Source organism: Scandinavium sp. (assembly GCF_051650185.1).
GTDB lineage: Bacteria > Pseudomonadota > Gammaproteobacteria > Enterobacterales > Enterobacteriaceae > Scandinavium.
The window spans coordinates 1-20,265 of the sequence record NZ_JBOFIN010000060.1 but is presented as its reverse complement, the minus strand read 5'-3'; the positions used below and the strand labels follow the sequence as shown (position 1 = coordinate 20,265).

17 protein-coding genes are annotated in these 20,265 nt (G+C 55.7%); 3 read left to right on the top strand and 14 right to left on the bottom strand.

Annotation, left to right across the window (positions count from 1 at the left end):
• Positions 1-10 precede the first annotated feature (10 nt).
• The gene (gene kdgT, locus ACRCWW_RS07250) at positions 11-1,009 is read right to left on the bottom strand and encodes a 2-keto-3-deoxygluconate transporter (protein ID WP_438681804.1); all 999 of its coding nucleotides are present in this window, start codon (positions 1,007-1,009) and stop codon (positions 11-13) included.
• Between the two features lie 742 nt (positions 1,010-1,751).
• On the opposite strand from kdgT, the gene proP reads away from it, so the two are divergent.
• Both proP and ACRCWW_RS07240 read left to right on the top strand, forming a co-directional pair.
• Complete coding sequence (gene proP, locus ACRCWW_RS07245) at positions 1,752-3,254, top strand: glycine betaine/L-proline transporter ProP (RefSeq protein WP_438681803.1); 1,503 nt, start codon at positions 1,752-1,754, stop codon at positions 3,252-3,254.
• Positions 3,255-3,476: 222 nt separating this feature from the next.
• Positions 3,477-6,017, top strand: a complete 2,541-nt coding sequence (locus ACRCWW_RS07240; RefSeq protein WP_438681802.1) for a penicillin acylase family protein — start codon at positions 3,477-3,479, stop codon at positions 6,015-6,017.
• 8 nt (positions 6,018-6,025) lie between these two features.
• Here the strand turns inward: ACRCWW_RS07240 and ACRCWW_RS07235 are convergent, their stop codons facing one another.
• The 5 genes from ACRCWW_RS07235 to ACRCWW_RS07215 all read right to left on the bottom strand — a co-directional run bounded on the left by ACRCWW_RS07235 (position 6,026) and on the right by ACRCWW_RS07215 (position 9,442).
• Positions 6,026-6,982, bottom strand: coding sequence for a nickel/cobalt transporter (locus tag ACRCWW_RS07235; RefSeq protein ID WP_438681801.1), 957 nt, complete (start codon positions 6,980-6,982; stop codon positions 6,026-6,028).
• A 101-nt stretch (positions 6,983-7,083) separates the two neighbouring features.
• Positions 7,084-7,383 (bottom strand): chaperone modulator CbpM, encoded by a 300-nt coding sequence (cbpM, locus tag ACRCWW_RS07230; protein WP_438681800.1) that lies wholly within the window; start codon positions 7,381-7,383, stop codon positions 7,084-7,086.
• Positions 7,376-8,302: a curved DNA-binding protein gene (gene cbpA, locus ACRCWW_RS07225; RefSeq protein WP_438681799.1), complete on the bottom strand. Its 927-nt coding sequence runs from the start codon at positions 8,300-8,302 to the stop codon at positions 7,376-7,378. The genes cbpM and cbpA overlap by 8 nt, the downstream gene beginning before the upstream one ends.
• Positions 8,303-8,616: 314 nt before the next feature.
• Positions 8,617-8,919 (bottom strand): hypothetical protein, encoded by a 303-nt coding sequence (locus ACRCWW_RS07220; RefSeq protein ID WP_438681798.1) that lies wholly within the window; start codon positions 8,917-8,919, stop codon positions 8,617-8,619.
• A 313-nt stretch (positions 8,920-9,232) separates the two neighbouring features.
• The gene (locus tag ACRCWW_RS07215; protein WP_438681797.1) at positions 9,233-9,442 is read right to left on the bottom strand and encodes a hypothetical protein; all 210 of its coding nucleotides are present in this window, start codon (positions 9,440-9,442) and stop codon (positions 9,233-9,235) included.
• An 852-nt stretch (positions 9,443-10,294) separates the two neighbouring features.
• Here ACRCWW_RS07215 and ACRCWW_RS07210 point away from each other — a divergent pair.
• Complete coding sequence (locus ACRCWW_RS07210; protein ID WP_438681796.1) at positions 10,295-10,417, top strand: hypothetical protein; 123 nt, start codon at positions 10,295-10,297, stop codon at positions 10,415-10,417.
• Between the two features lie 733 nt (positions 10,418-11,150).
• On the opposite strand, the gene ACRCWW_RS07205 is transcribed toward ACRCWW_RS07210, so the two are convergent.
• From ACRCWW_RS07205 to ACRCWW_RS07170, 8 genes are all read right to left on the bottom strand, one after another.
• Entirely contained in the window at positions 11,151-12,557 is a 1,407-nt protein-coding gene (locus tag ACRCWW_RS07205) for a VasL domain-containing protein (protein WP_438681795.1), read from the bottom strand.
• Positions 12,558-12,611: 54 nt separating this feature from the next.
• Positions 12,612-12,959 carry a hypothetical protein gene (locus ACRCWW_RS07200; RefSeq protein WP_438681794.1) on the bottom strand — a complete coding sequence of 116 codons (348 nt, stop codon included), beginning with the start codon at positions 12,957-12,959 and terminating at the stop codon, positions 12,612-12,614.
• Positions 12,960-13,121: 162 nt separating this feature from the next.
• Complete coding sequence (gene tssE / locus ACRCWW_RS07195) at positions 13,122-13,565, bottom strand: type VI secretion system baseplate subunit TssE (protein ID WP_438681793.1); 444 nt, start codon at positions 13,563-13,565, stop codon at positions 13,122-13,124.
• 1 nt (position 13,566) lies between these two features.
• Positions 13,567-14,103 (bottom strand): type VI secretion system lipoprotein TssJ, encoded by a 537-nt coding sequence (gene tssJ, locus ACRCWW_RS07190; RefSeq protein ID WP_438681792.1) that lies wholly within the window; start codon positions 14,101-14,103, stop codon positions 13,567-13,569.
• Entirely contained in the window at positions 14,084-15,187 is a 1,104-nt protein-coding gene (gene tssG / locus ACRCWW_RS07185) for a type VI secretion system baseplate subunit TssG (protein WP_438681791.1), read from the bottom strand. Before tssG ends, tssJ begins: the two co-directional genes overlap by 20 nt.
• Positions 15,142-16,905 (bottom strand): type VI secretion system baseplate subunit TssF, encoded by a 1,764-nt coding sequence (gene tssF, locus ACRCWW_RS07180; protein WP_438681790.1) that lies wholly within the window; start codon positions 16,903-16,905, stop codon positions 15,142-15,144. Before tssF ends, tssG begins: the two co-directional genes overlap by 46 nt.
• A 20-nt stretch (positions 16,906-16,925) precedes the next feature.
• Complete coding sequence (gene tssA / locus ACRCWW_RS07175) at positions 16,926-18,521, bottom strand: type VI secretion system protein TssA (RefSeq protein ID WP_438681789.1); 1,596 nt, start codon at positions 18,519-18,521, stop codon at positions 16,926-16,928.
• A partial coding sequence (locus ACRCWW_RS07170; protein ID WP_438681788.1) for an ImcF-related family protein occupies positions 18,521-20,265 on the bottom strand: 1,745 nt, incomplete at its 5' end. The genes tssA and ACRCWW_RS07170, both read right to left, overlap by 1 nt.

Genomic DNA, 20,265 nt, shown 5'->3' with positions numbered 1-20,265 from the left:
GCATCTGACATTAATGATGCAATGACTCTGCGGCCACCGCTTCAGGCTGTTTCGCCGTTTGTGGCTGACCAAAGCGTTTGGCATACAGCGCGGTAATGATCGGGACCAGAATCGCCGTCACAATCACGCTCGCGGCGACCAGCGCGGTGGCTGAAGCGGCGACCGGTTCGAAGGCCGGGTTAATCTGCGCGATAATCACCGGGTTTGCCACTGCCGCTCCCGCAGCGGAAGACGCCGCCACCCCTGCCGTGCCATTTCCGCCGCCAATCAGACGATCCGCCAGAATCAACGGAATACCGGTGATGATGATCACTGCCACGCCCAGCACGATACCCAGCAGGCCGGTATCCATAATCACGCTCAGATTGATGGTATTCCCCAGTGCGAAACCGAAGAACGGGATCAGCACCGGTGTCGCTTTGCTGAAGAACGCGCGGAAGTCATGATCCAGGTTGCCGAGGGCAAAGCCAATCAGAAACGGCAGAACGGCACCGATGAAGTGGTGAGGCTCGAAAGAGGCGAGGCCAGCGGAGCCGAGGATAACCATCGTCATCAACGGGCCGGATTCCAGCGACATCAGGACAAACGCGCCGGATTCTTCTTTGGTGCCGTACTGGTTCATCAGGCTGGCGTACAACCCACCGTTGGTCATGTCCATCGCAGAGACCAGCGCCAGCACCGACAGGCCGGCGAAGAAGCCAGTCTGAATTCCGCCTTCCGGAATGAAGGTGGCGGCAATCATCGCTACCAGCCACGCGACGGCTATTTTCGTCACCACCAGCGTGCCTGACTTACGTAATACCGTGCCGGTCGCGCGTAAATCAATTGAGGCACCAATACAGAAAAACCACACCGCCAGAATCGGCACTGTTCCGCCAATCATACCTTTAGTGAACGAGCCAAAATAATTACCGGTGTCCGGTGCAAGGGTATTTAAAACCGCGCCGAGAAGCAGCGGCACCAGCATCATCCCACCAGGGATACGTTCAATCGTGGCTTTGATTTTCATCATCTATCCTCGCTTCCAACGGCATCATGGCCGGGAAGATATAAAAGAATTTTCATCAACAGACTGACCAATGTGCTGGCTGGTATCTGTTTGTTTATGCAAGCTAAAGTATTCAGAGGTGTTGTTTGCAGCCACTGAGCGTCGGTGTTGCGTGCTGACTGCGTGGTTATGATGCGATCACTGGAATAATGATTCAATGAAAATAAAACAGTGTTTTAGTTATATTTGTCACATATTTGAAGGAAAGCTTTGTCGGGGTTTTAAATATGATTTTGCTGTGAACTAAATGTAAAGAATTGTCGGTTGGGAAATCGTTAGCGTATTAATGATACCCACGGCGAATCGTGCTTAATTAGCGAGAATATCGGCGTTTTTTGTACGGGAAATGAGGGGGGCTAGCCGGGGAAATTCAGGGATTAAGATTGAACTTATTTACGTTTCATGAATCAACTTAACAGTAAGGATATTTTTCCGTGAAGTTGATCACACATATAAACACTGTTAGGGTAAAGACAGAAATACGAGAAACACCCCTGCTCATTGACCTTTTGGTCAGCACCTTTTACTGCCAGAGCAGGCGTCAACAGGTTCGGTTGTACAGGCTGTAACCAGTCAGTGTAAGTAAACCTGCTACGCTTGAAATGAGGAGCACAGCAATTCGCCGCTCCACTACCGCACCGCTGCGAACCCCCTTGTTCGCCACCTTTGCGTGCGCTCACGGCGATAGTTAACGAGGACAACAATGCTAAAAAGGAAAAAAGTTAAGCCGATCACGCTTCGTGATGTCACCATCATCGACGACAGTAAGCTGCGCAAAGCGATCACCGCCGCTTCGCTGGGTAACGCGATGGAATGGTTCGACTTCGGCGTTTACGGATTTGTGGCCTACGCACTCGGTAAGGTCTTTTTCCCGGATGCCAACCCTGGCGTTCAGATGATTGCCGCGCTGGGGACCTTCTCCGTTCCCTTCCTGATCCGCCCACTGGGTGGTCTGTTCTTCGGCATGCTCGGCGACAAATACGGTCGTCAGAAAATACTCTCAATCACCATCATCATCATGTCGATCAGTACCTTCTGTATCGGTCTGATCCCCGGCTATGCCACCATCGGTATCTGGGCTCCTGTCCTGCTGCTGCTGTGTAAGATGGCGCAGGGCTTCTCGGTCGGCGGCGAATATACCGGAGCGTCTATCTTTGTCGCGGAATACTCGCCGGACCGTAAACGCGGCTTTATGGGAAGCTGGCTCGACTTTGGTTCCATCGCCGGTTTCGTGCTGGGTGCGGGCCTGGTGGTGCTGATTTCCACCATTGTGGGTGAAGATAACTTCCTTGAATGGGGCTGGCGTCTGCCGTTCTTCCTGGCGCTGCCGCTCGGCATTATCGGGCTTTATCTGCGTCATGCGCTGGAAGAGACCCCGGCCTTCCAACAGCATGTTGAGAAGCTGGAGCAGGGCGACCGTCAGGGCCTGCAGGAAGGGCCGAAGGTGTCGTTTAAAGAGATTGCCACCAAACACTGGCGCGCGCTGCTGGTGTGCGTGGGGATGGTGATTTCGACCAACGTCACCTACTACATGCTGTTGACCTACATGCCGAGTTATCTCTCGCATAACCTGCATTACTCGGAAGATCATGGTGTGCTGATCATCATCGCGATTATGGTCGGGATGCTGTTTGTGCAGCCGATTATCGGCATGCTCAGTGACCGCTTCGGCCGTCGTCCGTTTATCCTGGTCGGCAGCGTGCTGCTGTTCGTGTGCTCCATCCCGGCATTTATCATGATTAACAGCGATGTTGTCGCGCTGATTTTCTGTGGCTTGCTGCTCCTGGCGGTGATCCTCAACTGCTTTATCGGGGTGATGGCTTCTTCCCTGCCGGCGATGTTCCCGACGCATATTCGCTACAGTGCGTTAGCCAGTGCGTTTAACATTTCAGTGCTGGTTGCGGGTCTGACGCCAACGCTGGCAGCCTGGTTGGTGGAATACACTCAGAACCTGATGATGCCAGCTTATTACCTGATGGTGATTGCGGTTATCGGCCTGCTGACCGGTATCTCGATGAAAGAAACCGCGAACCGTCCGTTGAAAGGCGCGACGCCTGCGGCTTCGGATATCCAGGAAGCGAAAGAAATTCTGCAAGAGCATCACGATAACATTGAGCAGAAGATTGAAGATCTCGATACGCAGATTGCTGAGCTTCAACAAAAACGCTCTACGCTGGTCGATCAGCATCCGCGCATTAATGAATAACAGCATTCATTAGCTTCGCTTAAGACGCCCTCCATTTCTGGGGGCGTTTTTTTTGGCGCTTGATCCGCTTCTTTATGATTCGTTTTATGTGACTTGTGATTAAAGATGAATCAAAAATGGTTAGCGTGCTCACAATTCCTCTGCAAACTACTCATGAGTTCTGGATAACACGAGGTTCTCTGCCAGGATGAATCCGCGTTAACTCACCTGTAAGAGGATTCAATGAATAATAAAAATCATAAAATAATGAACTGTATTGCCGCCGCCCTGTTCACCCTCAGTGGCAGCTCCGCCCTGGCAGCAAATTCAACAACAGACGTAAAAATCATTCGTGATGGCTATGGCGTGCCGCATGTTTACGCGAACGACACCCGGCGGCTGTTCTATGGCTACGGCTATGTCGTGGCACAGGATCGTCTGTTCCAGATGGAAATGGCGCGGCGCAGCACTCAGGGCACAGTCAGTGAAGTGTTGGGCCGCAAGTATCTCGACTTCGACAAGGACATCCGTACCAACTATTGGCCTGCGTCCATTCAGGCACAGATTGACGCTCTGCCGCCAAAAGAACGGGACATTCTTGAAGGCTACGCCGAAGGGATGAACGCGTGGATCGACAAAGTGAATGCTCAACCTGAGAAGCTGATGCCGCAGCAGTTTACGAAGCTGGGGTTCAAACCGCAGCACTGGCGAGCCTTTGATGTGGCGATGGTTTTTGTCGGTACCATGGCAAACCGTTTTTCGGACAGCACCAGTGAAATCGATAACCTGGCGCTACTGACCGCGCTGCGTGATAAGTACGGTGCGGACAAAGGCATGGCGGTGTTTAATCAGCTGAAATGGCTGGTGAACCCTGATGCCTCCACCACGATTGAAGGCAAAGAGAGCCGTTACCCTTTACGCCTGAACAGCGAAGCGACGCAGCTTGCTTACCAGCTTCCTCGATACACGCAGACGCCGCCCATGCTTGAACGGCTGGCGAAGGGGGATGACGGCGCTTTGCTGGCGCTTTCGGGTAAAGAAAACAGTAACACCATTGCGGCACAGTTTGCTCGCAGCGGTGCGAACGGGCTGGCCGGCTATCCGACAACCAGCAACATGTGGGTGATTGGCAAAGCCAAAGTGCAGGGCGCCAACGCCATCATGGTGAACGGGCCGCAGTTCGGCTGGTATGCCCCAGCGTATACTTATGGCATCGGTTTGCATGGCGCAGGATACGACGTGACCGGCAATACACCATTTGCTTACCCGGGTTTGGTGTTTGGTCACAATGGCCATATTTCCTGGGGGGCGACGGCAGGCTTTGGTGACGATGTGGATATTTTTGCCGAGAAGCTCGATGATGCGCATCCTGGCGCGTATTACCACAACGGACAATGGCAAGCGATGCAGCGCCGTGATGAGCAAATCCCGGTGAAAGGCGAGAAGTCAGTGCCGTTCACGGTCTGGCGAACGGTGCATGGCAACGTGATTAAGACTGATAAGTCGACGCACACGGCCTATGCCAAAGCCCGCGCGTGGGACGGCAAAGAAGTCGCATCACTCCTGGCCTGGACTCACCAGATGCAGGCGAAAAACTGGAGCCAGTGGAAGCAGCAGGCCGCACAGCAGGCGCTGACCATCAACTGGTATTACGCCGATCAGCAGGGCAACATCGGCTACGTGCATTCCGGAGCCTATCCTCAGCGCCAGCCGCAGCACGACCCACGTTTACCCGTGCCCGGCACCGGAAAATGGGACTGGAAGTGCATTTTGCCGTTCAGCACTAACCCTCAGGTTTACAACCCGGCTTCCGGCTACATTGCGAACTGGAATAACTCTCCTCAGCAGGGCTATGTGGCCTCCGATCTGTTTGCCTTCCTGTGGGGCGGCGCCGATCGTGTTGATGAGATCAAACGTTTAATCGACAAGCAGCCAAAACTCACTCGTGAACAGGCGTGGGATATCATTCGCCACACCAGCCGTCAGGATTTGAATTTGCGTCTGTTTTTACCGACGTTACAGGCGGCGGTGAAAGGGCTTTCGGAAAGCGACCCGCGCGCGAAACTGGTTCGCACCTTATCTGGCTGGGACGGCAGCAATCACCTGAATAGCGACGGAAAAACCTGGGCTGAGCCGGGCTCGGAAATCCTGAACCTCTGGCTGACCAGCATGCTTAAACAGACCGTTGCTGCGGCTGTGCCTGCACCGTTCGACAGCTGGTATACCGCCAGCGGCTATGAAACCACTCAGGATGGGCCGACGGGATCGCTGAACATCAGCGTGGGCGCGAAGATCCTGTATGAGGCGCTGAAAGGGCAGCAAAGTCCGGTTCCACAGGCCATTGATCTTTTCCACGGGCAAACGCAGCAGGAGGTGGTGCTCAACGCGCTCGACGAGAGCTGGAAGACCTTATCGCAGCGCTATGGTGCGGACATGACGCAGTGGAAAACGCCAGCCATGCACTTGACCTTCCGGGCGAACAACTTCTTTGGCGTGCCGCAGGCATTGCCAGAGGAAGCCCGCCATCAGGCGGAATACCAAAACCGTGGCACGGAGAATGACATGATTGTGTTTTCGCCAGAGGAGAAGCCGGGCAGCGTGCTGGCGTGGGATGTGGTGGCGCCAGGGCAGAGTGGGTTTATTGCCCCGGATGGCACGCCTGCAAAACACTACAACGATCAGCTTAGCCTGTATCAAACCTTTGGCCGTAAGCCGCTGTGGCTGAACGCCGAAGAGGTGAAGCAGCACAGCGAATCTGAAGAAGTGCTCCATGTGACGCGTTAATGCCGGTATCAGCAGCCAGCGGCAATGTAATCGCCGTTGGCGCTGATCGGGATAACGGTCAAAAACAGCACCACGGCAAACAGGACAATCAGCAATCCGCCGACAATTTTAATCGCAGGCACCAACCATGGGCGCGGGTTGGCACTCTCACCAAACAGCGCCACGGTGCGTTCCCGCGCATAACGTACGGCGAGCGAAAGCCCCAGAATCGATAACGCCGTGCCCAGCGCCATCACCATCACCGCAATAATTCCCCAGGTCACGATGCCCAGCGCATTGGAAAACAGCAAAATCATGATTGCCCCGCTGCACGGGCGAGCCCCAATGGCTAATACAATGCCTGCCCGGGTTTTCCAGTCGGCCTGTGCGAGGTCTGCGCCAACGCCGTGATGGCCGCAGCCGCAGCGATCACCATGATCATGGAGAGGCTTAAGACTTTGAATGCTGAGTTTGCGTGGACGCAGGCTTTTCAGGGCCTGCCAGATAACAAAGGCCCCGAAGCTGCCAATCAGCACGGCACTGATTTTTTCCACATACCAGCGGCTCTCGCTGAGATCACCCGACGCCAGATTGAGGCCGACGGCCAGAATAAACACGAACAGAATAGCGCTCACGCCCTGCATCAGGCTGCCGATAAACGGCACCACCCGCGCGGCAAGCTGGCTTTCGTTATGAGTACTGATGTAGGTGGTGACGATAAACTTGCCGTGTCCGGGGCCGATGGCGTGCAAAACGCCATAAACAAAAGCGCCGACCAGGAGCCAGACGCCGCCGCTGTACTGGTGATTATTCAGTTGCAACAGGTACATCACCAGATAGCGGTGCAGCGTGATTTGGGTGGCGAGACACCATTGCAAAAAAGCTGGCCAGTGGCTGTGAAGCTGAAAAGCCAGCGCCAGCAGCGCCACTAACAGAAAGAGCGCGCCAGGGATTCGCCAGTCACGTTTAGCGGCAAATGTCGTCATGATGAAGTTACTTTGTCAAAAAGGGCATGGTGAAAGTATAAGGGAAGGCGGCAATCAAAAGGCCAGCCCGCAGGCTGGCTTTGTGTCAAAAATTGTCTGGCTTATTCGATAAACCGCTGCAGGCGTTGAAGCAGCAGACGGTTTTCCTGCCGCAGGCGTTCATTTTCATCCAGCAAAGTGAGCGTGACGGCGATACCCGGCCAGTCCAGCGCCAGCTCGTGGCGCAGGCGTAATGCACGATGCACAACCGTAACGGCATGATCGTCGAATTGCCAGGCCGCGTCGGTGTTCTTGCGAGGTTCTATCACTCCAAGCCCGACAATTTCATCCAGTTCTTCTTCCGAGACGCCGGTGTGCAGGCAAAATTCGGTTACGGTAAAAGTGATGGTGACATTAGCCATGATTTTTCCCCCACGTTTTACGCGGACTGAAGCTGGCTTGTGCTTCGGCCAGTTGCTGCCAGAGTGCCGTGCTCTTCTCATCAGGTTTTGGCGGCATCACAATCTTAATGACCGCAAACAGATCGCCGGTATGCTGTTTATTCACCAGACCTTTGCCTTTGATTCGCAGGCGCTGTCCTGCCTGGCTGCCCGCAGGGATCGTGACCAGAACGCTCTCTTTGAGCGTGGGCACTTCCACTTTGGCGCCGAGTGCGGCTTCCCACGGTGCGAGTGGCACCACCACTTCGAGGTTGTGCCCCACGATGTCGAACAACGGATGCGGCGCAATGCGGATTATCAACCACAGGTCGCCGTTTGGCCCACCATTCTCACCCGGCGTGCCCTGGCCTTTCAGGCGGATGCGTTGACCGTCACCGACGCCTGCCGGAATTTTGACATTAAGGGTTTTTGGGATTTCCTGCTCGACCATGCCAAAGACGTTATAGACCGGCAGCTTAAAGCTGAGGGTACGCTGATGCGCGTCGAGCGTTTCTTCGAGGAAAACAGCCACTTCGATTTCCACGTCGTGACCACGGGCGGTGTGAGCCTGGCGCGATTGCTGGGCACGATGACCGAACATCGACGAGAAGATGTCGTCGAAATCCTGCTGGCTGTAGCTTTCTTGCTGCCCGGTATGGGCATGCTGGCGAAACTGCGGATCGTTGCGATGCTGCCAGAGCGTGTCATATTCCTGGCGACGCTGTTCGTCGCTCAGCACTTCCCAGGCTTCGGCCACTTCTTTAAAGCGGGCTTCGGCATCGGGCTCTTTACTGACATCGGGATGGTATTTACGAGCAAGTCGACGATAGGCGGTCTTAATGGTTTTGAGATCGTCCGTCGGCTTCACGCCCATGATGGCGTAATAGTCCTTTAATTCCATAGCATTATCTCTTATGAATCACGAACAGAACGGGTTCCCTGGAACCGTTGCCCTTGTAAGTGTAGGGCAAAAAAGCTCGTTCGGGTGATGCCTGCCGTGGTGCAGGGGAAATAAATGCCAGAACCCTCCCTGGGACAGAGTATACAGACCTGTGAGCCTAACAAAGATATCTGAGCGAATGGATAACCAGTTCGACTAATGAATATGATGTTTTCGTCTTAAAAAAACTGACTGTATAGTGTTTGCCGCGTTTATTAATAGTGCTTTATTATATTATGCCTGACCTTATTTCAGCTAAATAAAAAGAACAACCATTAATAGTATGGAACTGCATTACGTTGTGAGTGTGGCTTATTTTTAAGCAGATGGGAGATTTCAACCGTTATTGAGTGCATCTCTTCATCCTCGGTAACCGTCATCATCCTCTCAGCCAGCATTCGATAGCGGTTGTCATCGTAGGAGAAGGCCGCGAGCAGTAGCGTGGTGATAAATTTTAACCTCACAGAGGTATCATCACAGGGTTCGTCGGCGCCTTGTTTTGTATTGTGTTGACCCTGGATAAATTCGTGATAGTAGTCGAGCAAATCGAGGAGGTCATTTTTAAGTGATGTTGCCATTTTTTCTCCGGGCAAAAGCTATACATATATTTAGGCATTGTTGAATATGGTTATTCTCACTATTTTAAATGAACTATTCCACATTAGTTGGCAGGATTTTTGTTGAAAGCGTAATTCTATTCATTCGAACGCCATTTTGGCTTCATGATTTATAATGGTTTTATGTGTTTTAATGTCCATGATTAGAATTTAATTTCAACTTATATGAAGCATCGGTTTTGGGAAAAGAACGAGCGTCGGCTCGAAGGATTGCGTTGGGAGGGAGGTAAAAAAGTACCAGCCTGTGGCTGGTACTCTCGTGGGCTTACTGGAATTAGTATCTTTTGCTCGGGCTAAAGTCGTTGTATGAGTTGTTCAACGAAAACTGGTTATCACACAGTTCAGCACGACGGCGGTCACAGGCTTTCTGGAACGTGGCCTGCGATCCTGGCGTCAGAGTGTCTTCGATACGAGCAATCAGCTTTTCCAGCACGTGCTCTTCCTTTACACAGCGTAGCTTTTTCAGGTAGTGATCGACGGTCATAGTGCCTCCTTGCTGGCTTCAGATGGTGAAACAATCATCATGCTTCGCGCGAAGGATACACGCTATGGCGTAGTCGAAGGTATTCAATTGTATTTGTAAATATGTTGAATTTAGAGGCGAAAATCGGGGGAACGAGAGAGTTATCAGCGGCATAAGGGCAATATTGGCGATAAACGTGCGGCTGTATTTTCAGAAATTTCAGGGGGCGGGTAGGGGAAATGTCTGTATGGGGGTAGGGAAGCAAATGCTAAAAAGCAAAAACCCGCCTTTTGGGCGGGTTCTTTAGAATAGTGGTGCCCGGACTCGGAATCGAACCAGCGGGTTAACGTACTGTTTTCTATATAGTCCTATTTTTCAGTATTTGTCAAGACCACCAGCTCGACCGCCGGAAGATAATTTCTTGGCTGAAGCCACCAATCCTGAGTGTATTTTCAACTCGCGTCAATCGTCCGACTGGAATTGAACCAGCCATTCACGGAGCATAAATTTATGGTGGCAGCTCTTACAGACTATCTGCGGATCATCCAGTGATGACACTGTTCGACCTTCCGTCCCCAGATTATCAGACTGGCATTTCAGACATCTGACTCCCTGCTCTCCAGGTGTAAACCTCATCATCCAGCGTGGACGAGGGGTTACTGGTACGCCTTTGATGCCATCAAGAAGGGGTTTCATGCGATTACGATATGCCAATAATAACCCTTCGGAACTCATCGTGCTCGCCTTCAGGCCCCGCCTGGGGTTCCACTGCGCCCACATAAGTACCAGCGTTTGATAGAGTCGTCCGTAGAGTATTTTCGGCATTTTGCTGAAAACCGTTCCCGTTGAACTGGAGAAGGGCCGCTTACACGCATGACAAATGTACCTGTCGTCACCAGCCGGGTTGCTAACCCGGTGATTGTGGCAATACGGGCATTCATGCACCTGACTCAGCAGCGGGTTCTGGTCATCGAGTTCATCGATCAGTTGTTGTAATACGGGCTCACGTGACCAGACCGTAACGAGGTGTTCGTATTCTGCGTTGGTGGTCTGTGCAAACTCCTTCCGGAACCACGTTGGTACAGTCGGCTGTGAGCCATCACGAAGGGTTCCTCTGGGCATGTCCGGGTGCATGACAAACCGGTGCAGACATATCCGGCAATGTAAATTGGGGTTGGCCGCAGGCTCTTCGGTATCGTAAGCAATGTGTTTTCCCCCGCAGGCCGGACAACACAAGCCCTGAACCGCAGGTGAAAAACCATGAAGATACCGCGGTAGTTCTGTAACCGGCGCAGGCAGACGCTCAAGTAATGGGCGAAGGCGTAGGGCGTATTCCTTCCATTCCTTTTTGTTGTGGCAACCGCTCAGCCAGACAACATCCTGGATATATTCATTCAGCCAGTGTGAGGCCAGTACGGCGTAGAGAATGTAATATTTACGCCTGTGCAGGTCGGTAAAAATCGTGCCGGTCGCGGGTGATGACTGTCGCAGACAATCTGAGCAACGATACTCCCATTCCCTGGTGTTTTGTGTATACCGGGGACTTCCACACCAGGGGCACTGGGTAGGGAGATGTATTGCCGGATTACGTTTGTTCAGCCGGAGTGTGGCCTCTCTTAGCACGGGCTCGGAGCGCCATAGCATCACCATTTTATTCCGGTCATGCGGATTAAGATGCTGAAATGCCTTATCAAACCAGTCTGGTAGGGGGTAGGGATGATAATGAGGGTCACGGGGTTGCATGGCTGCCTCCCTCGGGCTGATATTTCTGCACGTTTTTTTCCGTTAATGTATCCGTCTTCTGCGCCGACAATTGCTCCAGCAAATAGATCAACGAATCCAGGTGGCGTGAAACCTGCTCAATATTAGCCTGCGGAGCATCAGTCTCTCCAGAAGCCGAATTCAGTTGCCGAAACTGCTCTTCCACCGGAACCGCACTGGCAAACGTGCTGGTGATGCGCCAGACTATCGTCTTCAGTTCACTGCCCGTCATGTATTTACCTTTCTGTCTGTCCAGCGCATCAAGTTGTGCTGACAGGGCCCTGAGCTGCATCATCCCGTCATGCCAGCCATTCAGCTCGCTGGCAGGCAGCGCTCTGGATGCCTGATAGCGTTCCCAGCGCTGTACCAGCGCCCGGGTCGCCGGGTCATCCGGCCACAGTGCTTTCGCCTGCGAGACCATGCCCCAGCCATAGCGAAGCCGCCAGCCAGGTGCCAGCGTCGTTATCCAGTTGACCTGGTTCGTCATGCGCGCAAGCCACATTCCCGAATGCGATTTCCAGTTCTGCGTTCCACGGAAGGCTTCGATTTGCGAGGGAGTCATAGGTTCCGGTACCCAGGCGACTGATGCCGCCATCGCCTGAACTGCTTTATCCGGGCGGTGAAGCGCCTTCCAGCCGAATACGGTGACCGCGCTGAGCAGCAATGCAGTTGCCATGCCGGCGATAAATGCAGGCCAGCGCTTTGGTGGTGTCGGGATATCTTCGGTCACCTCAACCCCGATTTCCGGCTCCTTCCGGATGACATACACCAGACGGCTTGCCGGGGCGTCTTCCGTTATGACCACGTCCTGTCCGGATACCGTGTTCCCGACAGACTCATCCTCTGACTGAGGACTGTTCTCCAGCCGGGTTAACGCGCTGCGTATCAGTTGCATTACGGGATTCATCTGACAGGCATGTTCCAGCTCCTGACGCCTGAGAATATCCTTCATCTCCAGAAGCCGCGTTTCAGTGAGTATCAGGGCTGGCATATCCGCAGGTCCCAGTGAAAAGGTGCGGAACAGTTTCTGCACACGCTGCAGGAGGCCGTTGATTATTTCTGCCCGGGCGTGTGCCGGCTGCGGCCAGAGCTGGGCCCACTGGTGGTTCAGCAGCGCCGTCAGAATGGCGAGTCCCTCGTTCAGACCACTGACCCGCGCCAGATGGCTGCGGGCAAGGGTATACCAGGCACCGGTCTGCAGCTCCACGCCGTTGATTTCAAACAGGGAGAGTGACAGGGCTTCCACCTGTTTCCAGTTAACGTCCGGGCGTGCCGGATGCGTCAGCTTACTCATCTCATCGCGCAGCGCCATAAACTCAGGCAGTGAGCGCGGGTCGCCACCGGTTCTCACCTGGCGGGGTTGTTCGTCATGCATGTTCGGTTGTCCGTGGGCATAAAAGCGAGCAGGGCTCAGAGTCAGGTGCAGGGGTTACTCTGGCAGCAAAGGGGAAATAATGGCAAAGAACGTCTCTTCATCAAACCGGGCAGGTTTGCTGTCGGGTGTGCCGGCCGGACACCCGGACCAGTCATCAAGCCCGGCGCTGCGCATAAACAGACGATACAGCGGCCGGCTATCATCCTCTGCACACAGGCGGACTTCAACACACCCGGTCACGCCCTGTCCGTACAGAAAAATGGGGGTAAACCGGATACTCCGCTGCTGGTAGTGCAGGGCAATGCCGGGGACTGAAAACGTGCTACCGCCTATGAGAAATTCGACCAGAGAGGTGATGGTAGTGTCGGTGTGCACCTCTGTTCCGGTAAGCCATGTCTCCATGGTTTCCTGTAACCGGGTTATCTTCTCGCGGAAAGCCGCAATATCGGCCTCCGCTTTAGAGTTAAAAGCAGCACTGCGGGGCCGCTGGTCCTGTAATTTCTTCAAAAACTGTGCTTTTGCTGACATACATTCCCTGTGCTGGCGGGGTAAAGGTTAACGCGCTCAGAGACGCTGCTGGTTATCAAGATAGTGCTGCTGTCGCAGATGTCGGATAAGAACACGACCTTCCGGCATAAACTCCGTGCCGTAGCGCACCAGCCCAATGCCTTTGAGTTCGGCATCGAGGGCATAACGCAGCTCGCCAGGGATTTCCTGGTCAAGCAGCACAACGTCTATTTTTTTCAGACGTGGTTCGTATGTGAGCAGCACGGCTGACAGCTTACCCATCAGCTGATGGGCGGTGCCCGGCAGACCCTGCAGAATTTTGGTCATATCCGGCAGTCCGTAGTCCGGCAGGTGCGCCAGGGTGCCGGCGCGGCAGTTGAGAATACGCTGCATATTATCCAGCACCGACATGATGACCTGGTTTTGTTCGCTGACCTGATGGAGGTCGAGACCGCCTGTAAAATTGCCGTACAGGCTCTCATAGAGGGAAGGGCGGGGCATCTTACTTATCCTTTACCGGAATGAGCGTCAGTCGGTTATTGCCAGCCTCGATAACACGAGCCTTGTCCGGGTCGAGGTCATCACGGCTCAGCACTATTCGCCAGGTGTTGTTCACCTGGTCCGGTGACATAAACATGCCAGCCACCGCCACATACTGCGCATTTTCATCCATCGGCATATCCACCATGACTGCTCCGCCTGGCTGCAGGCGAATATCTTTCTCCGCCACCAGGTCTGCCTTGATGGCCTGACTGTCGGCCTTAAACAGTGACGGATAGTCTGTGGTGTCGAAGGTTTTGCGGTCTTTCAACTGGTATACACGCAACACGGTGGACAGGGCCACACCCCCGGCGTTGCTGTTCACCGCCTCACGGGCACGAATATCCAGATGCAGGGTCTTTATCTGCTTATAAAAAATCGATTTGGTCACAGCGACAGTGCCGTCCGTGACGCTCTGGGTCAGCCCACAGCCTGCCAGCATCAATGTGATACCTGCGGCCAGCGCAGGCATGGTGGTTTTACCAGCGATAATCGCCATTTTCATCGGTCTCCCTGCGGTGAATATTTTCCTGGACGCGCTGATAGCGGCCCAGATTAATGGTGATTGTTTTGGGGTGTGATGCTGTCCTGGCCGCATTCAGCGGTCGCATCACGGCAGTACGGCCCAGTTGCACTGCGCCTGCTTTGGGTTTCGTGCTCATCGTCGCGTCCGGCAGCAGGCTGCGGTCGACACATAGCTGCAGGCGGACATCAAGGCGGGAGCCCAGGTAGACATGCAGCAGCGCCATCAGGTCGGTATGAAGCTCGCCACCCGGCAGCCAGCCCTGCACTTCAGTCGGGTCGGTGGTCGTCAGACGCATCAGCACCTGGCTGTTCACATCGGTGGCATAATTGCCCATCACCGGACGATTTGTCAGGGTGACGGGCTGGCGGACACTCATGGTCAGCGGCTTTTTCAGCGGCACCCGGCGTTTGTCGTGATGCCAGATTTTCGCCTGTGTGTTGGGGGCCAGCAGACGCACCAGTGAGGCCATGCCTTCCGCTGTACGTCCCGGCAGTAACATCACCGGCAGCAGTGCGAGGAAGCGTGACGCAGGGGCGGCGATGGTCTCTGTACAGCCGTCAATGCCGAGCCCCGCCAGTCCCAGCAGGTACTGCGAGATATTGTCCTTACCGCCGGCTTCAAAGCTCGCCGGGTAAGAGTATTTGCGCCAGATGCGGTAGTACTGGGCAATCAGCCGGTGGTTGAAGATATCCAGAAAATCGGCGGTGGCTTCATACCCTTCGCGACGCTGGGTGATGTCATCGATATAGTGCGTCGGCAGCGGGGACTCCACACCGTAGAGCCCCATAAAAGTGATGCGCACCGTCGTCGGCAGGTGGGGATGCTCAGGCGGCTCAACCCCTTTGATTTCGGATGCCGGGAAGCCCATTCCCGGATGCGGCCGGAAGCGCACCGGCTCATGGCGTACCTGCCAGTTGCTGCCGATAACCGGTTTATCCGGCTGGCTCTGTTCCAGCAGCTGGCAGAAACGGTAAAAGTTAATGTACGGCAGCCGGTCGCCCAGTTGCGTTATCAGCCGGGCAGGCGCGGACTGTGATTCTCTTTCCACCGGATGCATTTTCCTTCTGGCTGAACGATAAGGGTGAGCTGGTTAAACTGATTCATGTCGGCATAGAGTGCGAAAAAGCGATTGAGCATTTCACCAAACAGGTGGATATCGCCCTCACCGGTGAAGCCGTTGCTGTCGAGGGTCAACTCGATATCCAGACCCCGCAGCAGGTAGCCCTGCTCAAAACGTTGCAGTCGGTGGTGTTCGACATGCTGAATCGCCTCCAGACGCCGGGTATTCAGTTCATCTTCCTGCCAGTTATAGAGCGCCAGCGTCCCGCGCAGTACCTCGGCGGTGCTCATCATGTTCAGGAACCCGGAGCCCAGGTGACTCAGCACCCGCCAGTGAAAACGGTCTTCCGCTGGCGGATAAACCGGCAGCGTGGGCTTACAGAGGTTGCGCACTGAGAGCGGTGTACTCACTACCTGCTCACAACGGTCAAGCAGGGTACTCTGCAGCGCCCTGCGGGGTAGCTGACCGTTGGTGCCGGTGATTTGCAGCGACACCGCTTCACGGTCGACAAGCCGGTCAGCTTCCCACTGGTGACCACCCAGAATCAGCCAGGTGTCATACAGTCCTGTCACGCTGCGCTTTACCCGGGTGTGGTAGTAGCGAGGTGGTGCGTGACGGCGCATCATCCCGCCCTTGTGGCGGAAGCTGCTGAATGGCACGTATTCGGCATCACTGGTGCGGTTCGAGCCGGTAACCGAATCCACCGCATAAATCTCGGTGTGTCCGTCCTGCAGTCGTTTAGGGCGCAGCAGGTACTCACTTTCAAGCCCGGTGATGGTGAGCGGGTCCGCTTCCAGGGTGAACAGGTTAATCACTGGTACACAGTGCAGACGAACCGCGTCATCGGTGACCGGCAGGTCGGATGGCCACGGTGTACTGAACACCACTTCAATGTCGAAGTACTCTGCCCCGGCAGGCGGCGTAATGCCGTCCAGGCCGTTGAGATGGACAAACATAAACTTGTCGCGGAAAGTGAAGTACTCCAGCAGCAGCTGGTAGCCGCTGAACGCGGTGTCGCCTTTCGGCCACAGCCCGTCCTCCTCCGCAAATCCCCCCGGCGAGAAATATCCGTCAAGGCGGATGCGGTCAGTCTGACCCGGCAGACGCATATACAGGGCCGCCTGACGTTTGGTCAGCATCAGGTGAAGCTGGCTGCTGGCCGGGGCATCCGCCCCGAGATAGAGGCTCAGGTGGCTGAGGTCAGCATGAGACCAGTCTGCCTGGCTGCTGCAGGCAAAGCGCAACCGCAGCAGCGAACGACCATCCGGCTCGGTGGTCATGGTGACGCCCGAGACACTCAGGGGATTGAGCATCACATCCTGTGTGGTGCGGTAGCGGCAGACGGTGTTCTTCGGTCCCACCGGACGGGAGTATACTTCAAAACCAGCGGGCACGACTTCTGCCATTTTCACGGCATGAAGGGCAGGGGTGAGGGCCACCACCGACAGCGATGGAATGGTGCGCAGGTAGTGCGGCCAGAGCATGCTGACCAGCCCTTCGGTGAGCTCCGGCAGGTCGTCGTCAATCTTCTCGCGCAGCCGTCCCATCGAAAAAGCAAAACCTTCGAACAGACGTTCAACATACGGGTCAGGTGTGCCGGCTTTATCCAGGTCCAGCATCGCAGCACGGTCAGGGTGGGTCTGAGCAAACTCTTTGGCGGCTTCACGGAGGTAGCGCATTTCCGCGTCATAATAGCGCAGGGTCAAATCTTCCATTTATTTCTGTTCCTGTGGATTTAACCGCAAAGCACGGCGGCACGGGCAGGATCGACGGCGATCAGCCCGGCAAGTAACTGGTCCATTACCGGTGTAAGGCGGGCTTTATCAGCCTCACTACGGCCGGCTTTCATACGCAGGAGTTTCAGATGACGGGCATGTACTTCAAACAACAGTTCAGGCTCCCAGTCACTAAGCGTCACGTCTCCGGCACGTTCACCCAGCTCAGCAAACAGGTGTACCGCCAGTTCATTTTTACCGTACTGCTCGGCAATGCGGCCCATCAGCAGCCGCAGCAGCCACTGCTGACGCCCGGAGGTCATGCCGGGCCGTTGTTGTAACCAGGCCAGAGCCGTATCCAGACCTTCACTGTCAGCCAGTGCCACGGCTTCCGGCTCCAGCGCCAGAATGTCATCGTTTCCGGCAGTTGCCGGGGCGGATGGCGTGTCATCACCCCATCCACCGACGGTATCCAGCACACTCTGCTGGATCCAGTTCAGTGTCACTTCGTCTGCAAACGGGGTACCGTCACTGAATGCCAACGTCTCCAGCCCGGACAGACGCGATAACAGCCCTTTCAGGTCAGCCGCGACAATGTCGGCCAGCGTCTCCTGCCCGGATTTCGTCAGGGCCTGGTGGATATACCACTGCAAATCCAGCCAGAGGTGATTGGCACCGCGGGAAAACGTGCTGTCAGCCATTTCCAGCATTTCAGCCCAGTTCTGCTGCAGGTAGAGGCGCTTGAGTAACGCACGCTGATCTGCCCTTGGCGGCTCGATGCGTGTGTTCCCCTGTGCATCCGGGGCCGGGATAGCCCGCAGGGTGTCATGGCGCAGGCTTTTCATCAGATGGTGTGCTGACAGCCAGCCGTCCGGCTGCTCGCGCAGGTATTCGGTGAGTGTGCGGGCCTGAGCCAGCAAATCCTGGCCGGACGTGATACGCCCGATGGCCGGGGCATCGCTGTGACTGCTCGCGGAATGCGTTTCGCTGGTGCTGGCGTTCTGCGGTACCACCGCATCCACGCCGCCGGCTTTCTGCAGGCGATTTTCCAGCGCGCCGTACAGCGCGCTGAGTTCCGGACGGGTTTCATCCGGCTCGTTTTCCGTAAGCCCGGCTATCAGCAGCAGCGCCCCGGTGGTGCGTACGGCCTCTTCCCTGACCACTTCCGGATACAGGGAAAGCGAGTCAGTCATGCGCGACCCTGCCAGCCATTCCAGTGCCGCTTTACGGCTGCGGTCACGCTGCGGGTGCAGTTGTGTGCCAAAGCGCTCCAGCAGACCGGCCAGCAGTTCGAGTCCGTCGGACAGCCCCTGCTCACCTTCGCGGTGCAGCTTCGCCCAGCAGTAGTAAGTTGCCACACGAATATCTTTGGCGGTGGTGGTCAGCAGTTTCTCTGCCAGCCGGCAGATGAGTTCGGTATCCGCGCCGGAGAGTTTGTTGACCTCCTCGCGCATTTGCTGGAAATCATCGTCATAGCCCGGGTCCTCGCCAACAGGTGATGAACCGGACAGCGGCTGCAGCCAGCTGTCCCACTGCGCCACCCGGTCACGGGTGGCGGCAAGCAGGGGTGCCTGCTCTGTCTGGCAGGCACTGAGTAAAGCATTGAGTGTGCTCATCAGTATGCCTCCCCGTCGTCACTGACCGTATCTGTAGCCGGGTCTGACGGCGCGATACCGGTGGTACTGAAGATGGTTTCCGGCAGGCGGAAGTTACGCAGTTTCAGCAGCGCCAGCGGGCCTTCGCCAGCTTCGGTACGCAGGGTGTAATTGAGCGTGCGACCGTCCTGTGCCTTCCAGCTCAGGCTGTAGCTGCTGCCGACACCCGGGTAAGCACTGACCGCGGCTTTATCGAGCAGGCGAATTAAGCCCCAGGCGCCAGGAATATCAGCGTACTGACGGGTGCCCGCCTGCGTGCTAATCCAGCTGAGGTTCGCCCCCGGAGCCTCAGTATCTGCAGGCCAGGTGAAGCGCTTCCATGCTGGCAGCTGGTTCACATACGTCAGCTTCTGGCTGTCGATAATCATGTTGGTCTGCATCACGCCTTCAGCCGTACCAGGACGCAGTTCGAAGTTCATGCCGGCATTGCCTTCGGTGAAGGCCACATCCGAAATATGACTCAGGGTGTTAATGGCATTGAGGAACGCCGGGTTAAACGCCAGCCCCTGCGAGTTGATGCTGTCCGGCACCCAGTGGTTGCCCTCTTTGTGCAGCACCCCTTTGAGGCGGGTCTGCAGGAACTGGGCGATACGTCCGGAATCCGCATTGAGGTATTTGGCGAGCAGTGGCAGGGAGACATCACTGCTGGCGTTGTTAAACGGATAACGCCCACCGAAAGCACTGTTCCACTCAGCGACCACCGCCTGCTGCCACTGGGCATTGAGGCTGTCGGCAGCCGGGGTCAGTACCTGCTGCCAGGCCTGCTCCATCGGATTCACAAACACCGTCCGGCCAAAGCCGCTCCACTCCTGTCCCAGACCGGCGGCAATCAGGCTGCCGTAGTCACGGGTTTCGGTCAGGTCCACGGCCTTGCCCTGGAATACGGTCTGCGCAATGGTCTGGGTCATCGCCTGCGGGTCAGCAGCATTGGTCACCTGCTGCAGGCGAAGACGCACCTGCGTCACGCGGGTCAGGAACGACTGCAAACTTTGCTCCTGTGCTCCCGTGCGGTTCTTGTCCATCAACGCCAGCACCGGGCCAAAGGTCGCATCCAGCGGGCCGTGAACGCCGGCACTCTGGTCAATCGCATCCTTGTTATCACCGCCAAGCAGATTTTTGGCCGATTTCACCAACGAGTCCGAAATGGCTTCACCGGTCTGCCCGGTGCGGCCCTGCACATTGAGGGTGTTCATCAGCGCCACCAGAGGCGACTGGCGCACGTCGGCCATCAGTGTCAGCTGGTCAATGGAATCCGACAGCGTGGTGGCCCGGTTCCAGCGCAGGCTGTTGAGAAACTCCAGCCAGGCCCCGCCAAAGTCAGCGAAGTAGCGCTCAGTCAGACGCTTCTTCAGAGCTTCCGGAGAAGTTTCATCCTGCGTTTTCGCCTGGCGCTTACTGTCAGTCAGTACCCAGTCGAGCTCGTCCCGGCGCGCCTTCACCACCTTCTCGATGGCCGGCTGTACGGCCTGCTCCCAGGCCTGGCGGGTGAACATGCCCGGTACGACTTCCGTGGTGCTGAACAGACGGGATGCATCGGTATCGCCGGTCATGTCTTCGAGACGCATGTCGACATACAGATGTGCCACCTGAGAGAGCATCTTCTGGTACAGGGTCGACTCACTGTTACGCACGCCCATCAGACGAACCAGCAGGGAGCGCGCCTGGCTGACCATGCTTTCATCTGCCCGTAATTTCCACTCAGGAT